The following is a 14,137-nucleotide window of genomic DNA, read 5'->3' as shown; positions in this document are numbered from 1 at the left end:
AGGAGATGGCGAACTGCCTGGAGCGGAAAAAAGTGCTTCTCGTTCCCCTTGACCCCGTTCATGACATTGGCCTGAAAATGATCCGCCGCGGTCTCGATGAGGCCGGCCATCAGACGATGCTCTTGCCGCCTGATCTGCCGCCCGAGGAGATCGTCAGCATCATCAGCCGGGAGAGCCCCGATCAGGTGCTCGTCAGTCGTACCCTCGGCTATGGCGTAGCCGAACTTTTGGCTCGCTTCGTCGATTTGACTGACGCAGCGGGATTGCGCGACAAGACGACCTTGGTCGTCGGCGGTATGGCCATTCGACCGGAACTGGCGGCAGAACTCGGCTTTGACGCCGGTTTCGGCCCCGGCACATCGGTCGACGAGGTGGTGGCTTTCATTGAGGGCCGCACCTACAAGCCGGATGCAGAGATAAGCCGCAAAGAAAAAGTAGATCTCGCCGCCCGCTACAGCTACGAATACCGACACCCGGCCATCGCCAGACTGCTGGAAGGGATCGTTGACGGTATTTTGGCCTGGGCTGAGGGAAAAACCTCCCCGGGGATCAAACGGGCGCGGCTGCGCGATGAGGCCTGGGATGTGGAGGCCTGGCGGCAGGGCAAGAGCGACAGCAATTTCAATGACGCCTATGGTGCGCTCTGCGATCCTGTAGCTGAAGCTTTTTACCGCAAAGGCGAGGTGCATCCGAAAACGCGCCGCCAGAGCAAGGAAGAGATCGCCCGCCTGGAAGACTACCTGACATCAGTCGAAAAAAGCATGACCGTCCGCCTTTTGCAGCACCGGGAGGGCCAGCCCAAAGTCTTCATTCAGTACGGCACTGGCTGTCCTTTTATGGATATCGCCCATATCAAGGTCTGCGAAGCCTGGGGGGCTGACGGCGTCGTCCACTTTGACCCTTCCTGGGGCGCCCGCACGGAGGGGTTCATCGGCGACTTTTTGACCCACCAGGAAGACGGCTCCGTTATCACCCCCGAAAACCTTTCCCGGATCAAGGCGGCTTTGGAGACGTCGACCCTCTGGCAGGTGCGCGCCCACCGGGGGCTGAACACGCCAGAGACAGTCGTCTTAGCCGGCAAGCTCGGCGCCGACCTGACCAAGATCAACATCGCTTACGGCGCCCTGGCCGCCGGCACCGATCCAGCCCGCCTGACGGTCGATGGGGTGGAGGCCATTCGCATGGCCGTCAAGTACAACCTGCCTTTCGATGTTGTCACCAATGAGGAATTGGCTGGTGTTCCCGCTCACAAGGCTTTCGCCGGCATGCTGATTGTGGCTGCCTTGGCCCGCCGTTTGGGCGGCCGGCCCCTGTTGCAGCCGCTCTTCGCCTTCAGCCCTGAGGTGATGATCAGCGGCCAGATGCGCGACAACTACATCGATTTCAACGCCGCCAAGATCGAGGCTTTGCGGGCGATCATCGACGCCCCCATCTGGCCGGGGGCGCCTATCGGCTTTTTGACCCAGACGGAGGACCGTGTGCAGTCCTCGATGACCACCTCCCTGCACGCCGCCCTGGCAGCCTCGTTACGCGTGGACGCCGTGTCCATAGCCTCCTCCGACGAGGCCTATTCCGGCGGTCCCATCGTCGCCGCTTCCCGCGTCGACACCTTGCGAGCCGTCGCCGAGGGGTTCCGCTTCTTCGGCGAGGGCCGCGTCGAGCCGACGAAAAAAGCTAGTCAGTGGGCGACGGAGATCGTCGATAAGATCGAGGCGGTGTTAAGAGCAGTGGCTGCAGCGCCCTCATTCCCGGAGGCTTTGTACGCAGGTCTGCTGGGCAGCAAAGAAGAAGGGGCTTATCCGGGTCGGGCTGGCCGGGGAACCGTCACCGAAGAATGAAGACGGTCGGCATCGCCGGAACGGCAAAGAACACCGGCAAGACGACGACTGCCTCGGCGCTGCTCAGGGAGGCTTACCGGCGGCGGCGGCGCGTCGCCGTCACCTCCATCGGCTATGACGGCGAGGAATTGGATAACATCACCGGCCTGCCGAAGCCGAGATTGGCCCTGGAACCGGGAACCCTTGTCGCCACGGCCCGCAAATGTCTGCCGCCGTCGACTGCCCATATCCGCATCTTGGAAGACACGAACATCCCCAGCGCTCTCGGCGCTATCATCATCGGCGAGGTCCTATCTCCTGGACTTGTCGTCGTCGCCGGACCGAACAAGGCCGCCGAGGTGGGGCAGGTGAAAGGCCGTCTCGCCTGCTATCGCCCAGACCTGCTCATGGTTGACGGTGCCCTCAACCGGATCGCGCCTATGGTCGAAACAGACGGTGTAATTCTGGCTACAGGCGCCGCCCGTCATGCGGACCCCGGTCGGCTGACGGACGAAACGGAGAGCATCGCTCAGATCTTCCGGCTGCCCCAAGGCAGCACAGCCGTCTTCGCCGATGGCGGCGGCGTCGCTTGCCGGTATAAGGGGCAGTGGCGCAAGATGCCCTTGGCTGATGCTCAAATGCTGACGGTCGACGATGGTCGCGATCTCGGGCGGCAGATCCTTGCGTTTCTCGCTAGTGGAACAGTCGATGAGACAGACGAAGGTCTGCTCGCCCTGCCGCGCTTGGTGACCACCACCGCCATGCGTTCCTTGCTCTCGACGGCAGGCCCCCGATTGAAGGGGTGGCGTATCTTTTTTTGCGATCCCGTTACCTTGTTGCTCAGCGGCAACCCCGGTGAAACCGACCTGATGCTGCGGCAATTGCGTGAATCGGGGTTGATGCCGCTTCTGCGGCGGTCTATCCCTCTTCTGGCTGTTACAGTGAACCCTTTCTACCCGGCATACGATGCTGAAAGCCAGACCTACCAGCCCCGTTACCTGCCCGGCGGGGTGCTGGAGGGGCGACTGGGGCGGAGATTGAAGGTTCCTGTGCTGGATGTGAAGCGGAAGGGGGCGCTGGCGTTGTGGCGGAAGGCTCTGGGTTTTTGATTTATTCCTTAGATGCAGCATTGGCGGAGGGGGGCGGATGGCTTCGCTCAGGGCTCCGCGGCGGCTCGCTCGGCGGCGCCGCCAGGGCGCCAAACCTCTGGGCTTTTCTGCATGTGAACCATGGCGCCCTTTACGCTCTGCCGTCTTCGCTCGCTTTTCGCCGCTCCGCCCAAATCGCTCAGCCATCCGCCGCCCCCTGCGCTTTTCAGCCCCAACCACAACCCGTTTATTGACCCTATTTGCCTCTTCTGGTTCCCAGAAAAGCCTATGCAATCAAATGTCGACGCCTCGCAAAACAAGCGAAGTCCCGCGTAATCAAACAAAAACGCTCGTTTCAAGTCGCTTACACCAGCTACGAAAGCCGAACACTGACAACCGCCGCCTTCCGCCCATGAGAAAAAGCTGAAAAAAGTATGGGGAGCAGGATTTTCATGGTATCTGACGAATAATTTCCGAGTTACCTGGGAATACCGGGGGTGTTCCCGGCTTTCCTTTTTTATTGCGCAAGGGGGACGGGCTGTGAAGGGGATTCGTGTTGGCGCCGGTCAAATCGGTATGCTGGTCCTGTTTATGATCGTCGGCGCCATCGTCGGCAGCTTGATCGGGGAGGCCTTGATCCCTGTCGTCCCTGTCATGAAGTTGAGCAAGGACGTGGAACTCGGACCGGCTCACATCAACCTGGTGTCGTTCACCTTCACCCTTGGCCTTAGCATCAAGCTCAACCTGGCTGGGGCTGTGGGGATGCTCGCCGGCATATTCCTTTACCGGCGATTCTAGCCTGGAGGGATTTTCTTGAACCTTGTGCTGGCATCAGCGTCGCCTCGTCGGCGCCAGTTGCTGTCCGACCTGGGCATCTCTTTTTCGGTCCTGCCCAGCGATTTTTCTGAAGAAGGGGTCGAGGGCCTGGCGCCGGAGTCGCAAGCGCTGGCGCTATCCCGCGGCAAGGCCCTTTCCGTCTGTGAACGCCTGTCTGACGGGATCGTCTTGGGCGCCGACACCATCGTCGTCCTCGGCGAGGATGTGCTCGGCAAACCGAAATCACCGGATCATGCCCGGGAGATGCTCCGCCGCCTCTCCGGTCGTTCCCATCGGGTGATCACGGGACTGGCCTTGTTTCATGTCGAAAAGGGCCGCATCGTTCATGAAACGGGCGGCTATGAGGAGACGCGGGTCCACTTCCGCGACCTCACGGAGGAGGACATTGACCGCTATGTTTCTACCGGCGACTGTCTTGACAAAGCCGGCGCTTACGGCATCCAGGGGTTGGCCGCTTTGCTGGTGGAACGTCTGGAGGGGGACTACTTCAATGTCGTCGGTTTGCCGCTCGTCCGGTTGGACAAGCTGCTTCGCCAATGGGGGATTTCCCTGATGCAACTTGGAACGGAAGGGAACAGCAGCACCGCTTCTCCTGCCTAGCCGCCGCACAATGATAGAACGGTTCCCCGTCACAGAGGGGGCATTGGCCGTGAGTGACAACGATCATTTGACCATCAAAGACCTGCCGGAAGACCTGCGCCCCCGTGAGCGCCTCCTGTCGGCAGGCCCACAGGCATTGACCAACGCCGAATTGTTGGCCATTCTGCTGCGGACCGGAACAACCCGAGAGACGGCCATCGATATGGCCCACCGCATCCTCCGACAGGGAGGCTTGCGTTTTCTCGCTGAGGCTACAGCCGACGAATTGAGCGCCCTCAGAGGTTTAGGCGCCGCCAAGGCGGCCCAGGTGAAGGCGGCGGTGGAACTGGGGCGTCGCATCGCTTCCACGGCGCCGGAATCGCGTCCCGTCATCCGTTCGCCTGAGGACGCCAGTCGCTTGGTGATGGAAGACATGCGGTTTTTAGATCGAGAGGTCTTTCGCGCCATCGCCCTGAACACGAAGAATCAGGTTCTCAGCATTGAGGATATCTCTGTGGGCAGCCTGTCATCATCGATCGTCCATCCGCGGGAGCTGTTTAAAGTGCTGATCCGCAAGAGCGCCGCTGCGGTTGTGCTCATACATAACCATCCCAGCGGAGATCCGACACCGTCGCGGGAGGATCGTGAGATTACGCGGCGAATCGTTGAAGCAGGAAGGATATTGGGGATCGAGATCCTCGACCATGTCATCATCGGAGACAACCGCTACAGCAGCCTCAAAGAACTGGGATATGTCTAAGGACATGGATACGTCTGATCCGGTAAGGAGATAGGAATATGTTTACAAAAGACCTGGGCATCGACCTTGGCACCGCCAACACCCTTGTGCATATGAAAGGACGCGGGATCATCCTGCGGGAGCCTTCCGTCGTGGCCATCCAACGTGACAGCGGATCTGTCATGGCTGTGGGGGAGGAGGCCAAGCAGATGATCGGCCGGACCCCTGGAAACATCACGGCCATTCGTCCGATGAAAGACGGCGTCATCGCCGATTTCGACATCACCATGTCCATGCTCCGCTACTTCATCCGTAAGGCCCTTGGTTCCAGCACCAGCCTGTTCTCCCGCGTCCGCGTCGTCGTCTGCGTCCCTTGCGGCGTCACTGCTGTAGAGGAGCGCGCCGTCAAGGAAGCGGCCTTGCAAGCCGGCGCCAGAGAGGCCTACCTGATCGAAGAGCCCATGGCTGCAGCTATCGGCGCTGGACTGCCTGTTCATGAACCGACAGGCAACATGATCGTCGATATCGGCGGCGGCACGACTGAGGTGGCTGTCATCTCCCTCGGTGGCATCGTCACCTCCAAATCGATCCGCATCGCCGGCGATGAGATGGACGAAGCCATTGCCGCTTACATCAAGCGCCAGTACAACCTGGCCATCGGCGAGCGCACCTCCGAGGAGATCAAGATCCGCCTTGGTTCGGCTTACCTGGACCGCGCCGAAGAACTGCTGGAGGCCATCGATGTGCGCGGCCGCGACCTCGTCTCCGGTCTGCCTAAAACGGTCGCCGTCACAGCCGATGAGATCCAGAAGGCGCTCTCTGAGCCGGTGGCCGCCATCATCGACGCCATCAAGGTCTGCCTGGAGAAAACGCCGCCTGAACTGGCGGCCGACTTGATGGAACACGGCATCGTCATGGCCGGCGGCGGCTCGCTCCTGCGCGGACTCGACCGCCTCGTCAGCCTCCAGACCGGCATGCCTGTCTACCTCGCTGACGAGCCTCTTTCCGCCGTCGCCCTCGGTACAGGCCGTGTCCTGGAGAACATCCCCGCACTCAAGCGCGTCCTGATCCCACAGAAGCGGCTCAATTAGTCCGATTCGTCTGATTCGCGAATGGCGCTGCGCAGCGTCATCAAGCGTGAGCAGACGGACTTATTTCACTGTCATCAGGCATAGGCAAACACGGATTTAAACAGATTTAATAGGGAATTGCTGAAAAAAGCAAAAAACCGTTGATCATTTTGCCCCCTTGATCGACAATGGTTGGGTGGCAGTCTGAGACGATTCCGTAGCACGGGCGCATGGGTGAAGCGAGCGGTTTGAGCGGAGCGGCGTCAGCGAGCGCAGAGGTCGCAGCGTCAAGGCGCGCCATCAGACATGCAAAAAAGCCCAACTATTAGGCGCGCCCGCTGGCGTCAAGCGAGCAGCCGCGGAGCGCTTAGCGAGCTTTACCCATGCGCCCTCGCTATTTTCAGAACGAGGTTCACAGGCGATCAGGGTATAGCGAAAGAGTGGACGGATGCGGCCGATTCCATTAAGGGGGAAGCCTTTTTGGCCCGAACAAGAATGAGAAAGACGCTTCTTGTCGCCGGTCTTGGAACGGTCATCGGCTTGGGGCTTCTCCGGATGACGAGCAACGATCGATGGGACACGTCCCTTCTGGAGAGTGCCAGCCATGCCTTGTTGGCACCGTTCCAGGCGGGTCTTACCTATGTAATCGGACAGGGGGAGGCTATAGGCCAGGCGGTGATCAACTACCGTCAGGTCAAAGAGGAGAACGAGGCGTTGCGTCGGGAGAACGGTGAATTGCGCCGTGAAAACGGATTGCTTCGCCAATATCAGTTAGAAAATCTCCGCATGAAAGAGATGCTGGCGTTCAAAGAAGAAAAAGGGGGAAACTACCAGATGATCGCGGCCAGAGTCATCGGTCGTGAGACATCGACGTGGTTTCGTTCATTGACCCTCGACCGGGGGGCTGCCGACGGGGTGGCGAAAGACATGGTCGTCATCAACAATGACGGATTGATCGGTCATGTGACTTCTGTGTCGCCTCATTCCTGTCAGGTTCTGCTGATCATCGACCGAGAAGCGCCAGTGCCGGCCATGCTGCTGATGACCCGGGAGCCTGGCATTGTCGAGGCCAGGGGCGACGGTTCCGGCCTGTTACAGATGGTTCACCTGCGCCGCGACGCGCCCGTTCCGGTTGAACAACTGGTCGTCACTTCCGGCTTGGGGTCGCTCTATCCGAAAGGTTTGCGCGTCGGCTATGTGACCGGTGTGGAACCGGAACCGAACGGCTTGACAAAACGAGCCACGGTGCGTCCCGCTGTCGACTTCCAGCGTCTCGAGGAGGTCTTCATCGTCCAAAAGGTCCTGCGCCAGGAGGGAGAGTAGTTGCGCCATCTGAACCTGGTCTTATTGTTGCTGGCGAGCACGACCTTGCAGACGACCCTGATGGACAAACTGGCGCTTGGCGGCGTGACACCACATTTGGTATTGATTCTTGTCGTCTTTACAGCCATACTGAAGGGCGGTCGTTTCGGCAGCTTCTTCGGCGCCGGCGCCGGCCTCTTTCTGGACATGCTGACGGGACGCTATATCGGGTTAAACGCCCTTGCCTTGGCCGCCACGGCCGGCCTCTGCGGCTTCATCGAAGGGCGCCTGTACAAGGACAACCTGCTTGTGCCCATCGGTTGCGTCTTAGCCGGCACAGTAGCGTACCACACTTTCGCCTTCCTGTTGGGAAGTTTCGCCGGACTGCCCTTTGCCGTCGGTGGCTTTTTTATGACCCTCTTGACCCAGGCTCTTTATAACACAGTGGCGGCGTCCTTGCTGTACGGACCCTTTTACCGGGCCGCCTGCAAAGGGTGGTTGCCGAAGGAAGAGGTGGGTTCATGAGCCTCGACTTAAACGACCTTGTCAATGAGATGGCCAACGAGATGACCATCGACCCGCCTGCCGCTAAGCGTCGAAAAGACCTGGAAAAGACGCTGCGGCTCTTTGCGGTGGCGACGATTCTCGTCTTTTGCATCCTCGTGAGCCGCCTCTTTTATCTTCAGTTCGTAGATGCCACAGCGTACACGACCACGTCCGAGGAAAACCGCATCAAAATGTTGCCTATCCCGGCCATGCGAGGAGACATCGTCGACCGCAACGGCGTGACCCTGGCCACATCGGTGCCTGTTTTCAACGCATACATCACCTACCTGGGCATCCAGAATGGCGATCGGGAGGCGGTCGTGCAGAAGCTGGCTCAGATCCTGGGCGCCAACGACCCGGCGATCACAGCGGAGTATATCACCGAACTGTTTAAGAAACGGCAGTCGCGGCTTTACGAGCCTATCCTGATCAAATCGAACCTGAGCGAGACAGAAGTGGCCATGCTGGAGGAACGTCGGGCTGAACTGCCGGGCGTCGTCGTCGAAAAAGGTCCCGTCCGCTACTACCCTCCTGTCGAGGGAAGCCAGATCGCCGGCCACCTGCTTGGCTACGTCCGGCAGATCAGCGCCGACGAGTTGAAACAGTATGGCGATGAAAAATACCGCCCCAATGACATGATCGGGAAAACAGGCTTGGAAAAGGCCTATGAAAAGTACCTGCGCGGCCAGGATGGCTACCAGCAGGTAGAGATCAATCAATCCAACCGGCCTATCCGCAATCTCTTCACCCACCCCCCCACGCCAGGCGACCGATTGGTCCTGACCTTGGACGCCAAGGTGCAGAAGAAGATGGAAGAAGCGATGGACCGGACGTTGACTCAATTGCAGCGCGAGCATCCGAAGGCAAAAGCTGGCGCCGCTGTCTTGATCAACGTCCGCACCGGCGCCATCTTGGGGATGGTTTCCCGGCCGGCCCTCAACCCTAACGATTTTATCGGAACGATGGACCAGGCAACGGCCGATTACTACTTCCGTTCCGATCCGCCGGCGGGAATCAACCGGGTGATCCAGGCTTCCTATCCGCCAGGTTCGACCTTCAAACCGATCACCGCCATGGCTGCGCTGGATGCGGGAAAACTTGACCCTCGCGAACAGATCAACTGCACCGGCGCCTACTGGGAGAAGCCAAACATCCGCTGTTGGACCGTTCACGGACCTGTTGACTTGAATGAGGCTGTCGCCGGTTCCTGCAACGTCTATTTTCAGGAGATGGGGCGGCGGGCCGGCATCGACAACATCAACCGCATCGCCCGCGAGTTTGGCCTCGGCCAGGAGACGGGCATTCTCTTGCCCGGCGAGGAGGAGGGCCTCCTGCCCGGTCGGGACTGGAAGCGCGCTTGGGGAAGCTCCTATGCCAACAATCGCTACCAGGCACGCATGCGCGAACAGGACAAAAAGACCCAAGAGGAACTGGCCAACGCGCAGACGGAAGAGGAAAAAGCCAAGATCCAGAAAAAAGACATGTCCATGCGCAAGCTGATCGAACGGGAATACCGCAATGATCTGAACTACTGGCCTTACTGGCAGCCTTTCGAGACCTACAACACCTCCATCGGCCAGGGGCGAAGCCAGTACACGGTGTTGCAGCTGGCCAACTACATCGCTACCCTGGCCAATGGAGGCACCCGCTTCCAGCCCTATGTGGTTGACCGGATCGAGACACCGGAAAGGCAGGTGGTCCAACAGTTCGGGCCGACCATCCTGAACCAGGTGTCTCTGTCGCCGGAGAACCTGGCCCTGGTCCGGCGAGCCATGCTGGCCGTCACTGAGCAAGGTGGGACCGCGTCCTACCTGTTCAACAATTTCCCCGTCAAGGTCGGCGCCAAGACGGGCACGGCTGAGACGGGCCGGGCCGGCGACAACAAAGAAAAGGATTACCATGGCGTCTTCGTCGCCTTTGCACCTTACGACAACCCGGAAGTGGCTTACGCCGGCGTCGTCGAATACGGCTACCATGGCGGTTCCTCCGCCGGCATTGTGGCGCGAGCCGCCTTTGAAGCCTATTTCGGCCTTGACGCTACCAATCCGGAAGCCCTGGTTCCCTTTGGGCGTGTCGAAGAATAAGGGAAAGGAAGAGCTGGGCTCCTCCTTTTTTTGTTTTGCTTGAAGGAATTCCCCCCGGGACGTAGAATTTCAAGGGTGGACGAAAATGGTAAAGTTATGGAAATCGGCTGGGGGCGAATGGACGGCAATGGGAAAAGCAGACATTGTGATCAAGGGTTCCAAAGACGGGCTTACCTTCTTTCTAGACTCCCAGTGCGATTTTTCCGAACTGGCCGCTGCGATTGAAACGAAACTGGCCTCAGCCGATTTTTTTCTTGTGGGTGCCCATGTCACTGTCGATGTAGGGACACGGCAGCTCCACCCGGACCAGATCGAACGTCTCCAGACCCTCTTCCCGTCTTACGGGCTCATCTTGCGGGGAATCAATTCCTGGGCTGATCCGGTCGGTCAACATGACGAGGAGGAAAGGGTCGTGTTAAAAGGAAACCGCGAACGCATCTATCAAATCGCTAACCACCTCTATGAATCGACTGAACGGGCTGATGGCGCGGCGAGGAACTACGATTACCGAGACGAATCTGCTTCGAGCTTTTCCCCGGTCGGTACCGCGCCAGATTACGCCGAGGCGACGACAGAACCTGCCGACTGCTTCGGAGGCAGCCCTTCCGATATGCAAACGGCCATCCTCACCCAGGGAGGCGACGAACGGACGCTGCTCATTCAGCGGACGCTCCGTTCAGGTCAGACCGTGCGCTATCCCGGACATGTGGTCATCTTGGGCGATGTCAACCCTGGCGCGGAGGTCGTGGCCGGGGGCAATATCATCGTCATGGGGGTGTTCCGCGGTGTGGCCCACGCCGGCGCTATGGGCAGTGATGAGGCGGTGGTGACGGCCTACCGGCTCCGGCCGACACAACTGCGCATTGCCAATCACATCACCCGTCCGCCTGATGAAGAGGAGGAAGGTCCCGAACACCCGGAAATCGCTCGTATCCGAGATGGTATGGTGACGATTGAGCGCTACCACTATGGAACCAAATCTTACGGCAAAGACGTGTAAGGGAGGAACACACATGGGTGAAGTGATTGTCATCACCTCAGGCAAAGGCGGCGTCGGCAAGACGACAACAACGGCCAACATCGGCACCGGGCTGGCTGCGCTCGGTTTTAAAGTCGTTCTTGTCGATACTGATATCGGTTTGCGCAACCTGGATGTCGTTATGGGTCTCGAAAACCGGATCGTCTATGATATCGTCGATGTGACCAGCGGTCAGGTGACCTACGCCAAGGCGCTGATCAAAGACAAGCGTTTCCCTGACGGCCGTCTCAACCTGCTGCCGGCAGCCCAGACGAAGGACAAGACTGCCGTCAACCAGGCCCAGATGAAAAAACTCTGTGAAGACCTCAAGCAGGAGTTTGACTTCGTGCTCATTGACTGCCCTGCCGGCATCGAGCAGGGGTTCAAGAACGCCATCGCCGGCGCAGAGAAGGCCGTCGTCGTCACCACCCCGGAGGTTTCGGCCATCCGCGACGCCGACCGCATCATCGGCCTTCTTGAGGCGGCCGGCCTGCACAACCCTCGCCTGATCATCAACCGCCTGCGGCCGGCGATGGTCAAACAGGGAGATATGATGTCCATCGAAGACATGGTGGACATCCTGGCGATCGATGTCCTCGGCGTCGTGCCGGAAGACGACTCCATCGTCATCTCGACGAACAAAGGCGAACCGGCTGTCCTCGACGATAATTCCCGGGCAGGCCAGGCCTATCGCAACATCACCCGCCGCTTGACCGGCGCCGAAGTGCCCTTGATGAACCTGGAGGTTTCGGAAGGCTTTTTTGACAAGATTCGCAAGATCTTCGGTATGAACCGCTGACAGCAGGAAAGGGGGCAGGGAAGCCCATGGCGGTGCTGGATTTTTTAAATCGCATGTTCAGCCGCGACGGCGGCAACAGCAAAAACATCGCAAAGGAGCGCCTGCGTCTCGTGCTGGTTCACGACCGCAGCAGCGTCTCGCCTGAAATCGTGGAGGCCCTCAAAGAGGACCTGATCAAGGTGATTTCCAGTTATATGGAAATTGATGAACGGTCGCTGGAGGTCAATCTGAACAATGACGAAGCATCTGTCGCCCTGGTAGCCAACATTCCTGTGCTGGGGTTGAAACGCCGCAACGTGTGATCCCCGCATCGGGCAAAGCAAAAAGCGTCCAGCCCCTCTTTTTCCAAAATGGGAGGGGCTTTTCATTGTCTGAACGATACCCTATAATAGGATTGTCTTCAGACTCTAAGTCAGGGGGAACACCTTTGCGCTGGAAACTTGCGCGGAACCTGGATCTGACACTGGTTGCTGTTGTGCTTCTCCTGCTGACCTTCAGCATTGTCATCATGCGCAGCGCCTCATCCAACGTGGGCGCCGATCCTTTGGCCTTCGCCCGCAAGCAGACCATCTGGGTCTTTGTCGGTATCACCTTTGTGATCATCTCCATGTTTTTTCACTATCAGACCTTATCGCGATACTCCTGGTATCTCTATGGGTTGAACCTGCTGATCCTGATCGCCGTGCTGATTCCAGGTCTCGGCGTCAATGTGAACGGGGCCGTCCGCTGGATCAACGTCGGCGGCTTCCAGTTTCAACCTTCTGAATTTGCCAAGCTTCTTATGATCATCACCTTCGCCGACTTCCTGTCCAAACGGCAGGGGCGCTTGGAGACACTGAAGGACCTGTTGCCTTGCTTCGCTTTTGTGGCTGTGCCCATGTTGCCGATCTTGAAGCAACCCGACCTGGGCACATCTCTCGTTTTTATCGCCATCATGCTGGGGATGCTCGCAGCCGCAGGAGCGAACAAGAAGGTTTTGGGCCTTCTCGTCTTCTCCGGTCTTGTGGTGGTGATCGTTGCCATTTACGGTCACCTGACCTGGGGTTGGCCCTTGCCCTTGAAGGAGTACCAGATCAAACGGTTGATCATCTTTTTGGATCCCGACTTGGATCCGCTTGGGGACGGCTACCATATCCGCCAGTCGCTGGTCGCCATCGGTTCCGGCGGGCTCTTTGGTAAGGGGCTTTTTCAGGGTACCCAGGCCCAGTTGAATTTTCTTCCCGAACACCATACGGATTTCGTCTTCTCCGTAGTCGGGGAAGAACTCGGCTTTATCGGCGCCGTCGCTTTGTTGGCGCTCTTCTTTGTGATCATCCTTCGGGGTCTTCGCATTGCCCTCGACGCCCGAGACACCTTCGGTTCGCTCATCGTAACAGGTATCGTGTCCATGTGGCTCTTTCATGTCCTGGTCAACGTAGGAATGACGACGGGCATCATGCCGGTTACGGGCATCCCTTTGCCCTTTGTCAGTTATGGCGGTTCGGCGATGCTGACAAATCTGGTTTGTCTAGGCTTGTTGCTCAACGTACACTGGCGTAGACAGTCGATAATGTTTTAGGAGTGGACATGTCATGAGTCAGGAGCGGCTAAACGTCAATGACCTAATCCAAATCCTTATCCCGGCTGGCAGCATCTATTCTGGTCATTACAAGAGCCGGATCGAGGATATGGGAGAAGACACCCTGGCGCTGGCATTGCCGTTTAAAGAGGGACAATTGATCCCGTTGCACGTCGGCGAACAGCTGATCTTTTACAAGGTCAGCGAGAACGGGGTTTGGGTCTACCAGACGGTCATCCAATCGCGCCGATCTACCCCGCTTCCCGTGATTATCGTAAAAAAACCGATCCGCGCCGACAAGGTGCAGCGCCGGAATTTTTACCGTTTCCCTATCACCGTCGCCACTCAGTACTGCAAACAAGAGAAAGATGTGGATCCCAAGGATTGGACCTGGTACAAGGGGGTCATCCGCAACTTCTCCGGTGGCGGCGTCTGTCTGACTGTCAAGGAACAGCTGCACGTGGGCGACAAGATCATGGTGGACCTGCCGCTCGGTAAGGACCAACTCCGCGTCGGCGGGCAGGTGAAACGTTCCCACGTCGAAGGGACGGGAAAGGATGTCGCCTATGTCCTCGGAGTCGAGTTTTTGAACATCTCCCGGGGAGAGCAGGAACGGGTGATCCAGTTTATCTTCGCCAGACAGCGCGAGTTGCGTAGCCAAGGTATTCAATAGCCCTGCCGGTCCCCAGCGGCGGGGTTT

The 14,137-nt window shown here is 58.7% G+C and carries 14 protein-coding genes; all 14 read left to right on the top strand.

What is annotated here, in order from left to right; translation table 11 throughout:
• Positions 1-5 precede the first annotated feature (5 nt).
• On the top strand, positions 6-1,838 hold the full coding sequence (locus tag HM1_RS12440) for a cobalamin B12-binding domain-containing protein (protein ID WP_041315583.1): 1,833 nt from the start codon (positions 6-8) through the stop codon (positions 1,836-1,838).
• Positions 1,835-2,926 (top strand): hypothetical protein, encoded by a 1,092-nt coding sequence (locus HM1_RS14775; protein ID WP_012283749.1) that lies wholly within the window; start codon positions 1,835-1,837, stop codon positions 2,924-2,926. Before HM1_RS12440 ends, HM1_RS14775 begins: the two co-directional genes overlap by 4 nt.
• Positions 2,927-3,445: 519 nt before the next feature.
• Positions 3,446-3,703, top strand: a complete 258-nt coding sequence (locus tag HM1_RS12430) for a DUF4321 domain-containing protein (protein WP_012283747.1) — start codon at positions 3,446-3,448, stop codon at positions 3,701-3,703.
• A gap of 24 nt (positions 3,704-3,727) precedes the next feature.
• On the top strand, positions 3,728-4,342 hold the full coding sequence (locus tag HM1_RS12425) for a Maf family protein (RefSeq protein WP_236995084.1): 615 nt from the start codon (positions 3,728-3,730) through the stop codon (positions 4,340-4,342).
• 49 nt (positions 4,343-4,391) lie between these two features.
• Positions 4,392-5,081, top strand: a complete 690-nt coding sequence (gene radC / locus HM1_RS12420; protein ID WP_041313919.1) for a RadC family protein — start codon at positions 4,392-4,394, stop codon at positions 5,079-5,081.
• 38 nt (positions 5,082-5,119) lie between these two features.
• Positions 5,120-6,151, top strand: a complete 1,032-nt coding sequence (locus HM1_RS12415; protein ID WP_012283744.1) for a rod shape-determining protein — start codon at positions 5,120-5,122, stop codon at positions 6,149-6,151.
• 459 nt (positions 6,152-6,610) lie between these two features.
• Entirely contained in the window at positions 6,611-7,453 is an 843-nt protein-coding gene (mreC, locus tag HM1_RS12410; protein WP_012283742.1) for a rod shape-determining protein MreC, read from the top strand.
• Positions 7,454-7,957 carry a rod shape-determining protein MreD gene (gene mreD, locus HM1_RS14770; protein WP_012283741.1) on the top strand — a complete coding sequence of 168 codons (504 nt, stop codon included), beginning with the start codon at positions 7,454-7,456 and terminating at the stop codon, positions 7,955-7,957. It begins immediately after the preceding gene.
• Positions 7,954-10,062, top strand: coding sequence for a penicillin-binding protein 2 (gene mrdA / locus HM1_RS12400; protein WP_049754169.1), 2,109 nt, complete (start codon positions 7,954-7,956; stop codon positions 10,060-10,062). Before mreD ends, mrdA begins: the two co-directional genes overlap by 4 nt.
• A gap of 85 nt (positions 10,063-10,147) precedes the next feature.
• A complete protein-coding gene (gene minC, locus HM1_RS15325) occupies positions 10,148-11,062 on the top strand; it encodes a septum site-determining protein MinC (RefSeq protein ID WP_148207135.1) in 915 nt (304 codons plus the stop codon).
• A 13-nt stretch (positions 11,063-11,075) separates the two neighbouring features.
• Complete coding sequence (gene minD / locus HM1_RS12390) at positions 11,076-11,879, top strand: septum site-determining protein MinD (protein ID WP_012283738.1); 804 nt, start codon at positions 11,076-11,078, stop codon at positions 11,877-11,879.
• A gap of 32 nt (positions 11,880-11,911) precedes the next feature.
• Positions 11,912-12,181: a cell division topological specificity factor MinE gene (gene minE, locus HM1_RS12385; RefSeq protein WP_012283737.1), complete on the top strand. Its 270-nt coding sequence runs from the start codon at positions 11,912-11,914 to the stop codon at positions 12,179-12,181.
• 125 nt (positions 12,182-12,306) lie between these two features.
• Complete coding sequence (gene rodA / locus HM1_RS12380; RefSeq protein ID WP_012283736.1) at positions 12,307-13,437, top strand: rod shape-determining protein RodA; 1,131 nt, start codon at positions 12,307-12,309, stop codon at positions 13,435-13,437.
• A 13-nt stretch (positions 13,438-13,450) separates the two neighbouring features.
• Positions 13,451-14,110 (top strand): flagellar brake protein, encoded by a 660-nt coding sequence (locus HM1_RS12375; RefSeq protein ID WP_012283735.1) that lies wholly within the window; start codon positions 13,451-13,453, stop codon positions 14,108-14,110.
• Positions 14,111-14,137: the final 27 nt, after the last annotated feature.

Source organism: Heliomicrobium modesticaldum Ice1, from assembly GCF_000019165.1.
Lineage (GTDB): Bacteria > Bacillota > Desulfitobacteriia > Heliobacteriales > Heliobacteriaceae > Heliomicrobium > Heliomicrobium modesticaldum.
This window is presented reverse-complemented; position numbering and strand designations above follow the sequence as displayed.

What these genes read in the sequence shown, in the direction of transcription:
- HM1_RS12375 (WP_012283735.1), top strand. Translation starts at nt 13,451, where the DNA reads ATGAGTCAGGAGCGGCTAAACGTCAATGACCTAATCCAAATCCTTATC.
- minC (WP_148207135.1), top strand. Translation starts at nt 10,148, where the DNA reads ATGGTAAAGTTATGGAAATCGGCTGGGGGCGAATGGACGGCAATGGGA.
- minD (WP_012283738.1), top strand. Translation starts at nt 11,076, where the DNA reads ATGGGTGAAGTGATTGTCATCACCTCAGGCAAAGGCGGCGTCGGCAAG.
- HM1_RS12415 (WP_012283744.1), top strand. Translation starts at nt 5,120, where the DNA reads ATGTTTACAAAAGACCTGGGCATCGACCTTGGCACCGCCAACACCCTT.
- mrdA (WP_049754169.1), top strand. Translation starts at nt 7,954, where the DNA reads ATGAGCCTCGACTTAAACGACCTTGTCAATGAGATGGCCAACGAGATG.
- HM1_RS12440 (WP_041315583.1), top strand. Translation starts at nt 6, where the DNA reads ATGGCGAACTGCCTGGAGCGGAAAAAAGTGCTTCTCGTTCCCCTTGAC.
- HM1_RS14775 (WP_012283749.1), top strand. Translation starts at nt 1,835, where the DNA reads ATGAAGACGGTCGGCATCGCCGGAACGGCAAAGAACACCGGCAAGACG.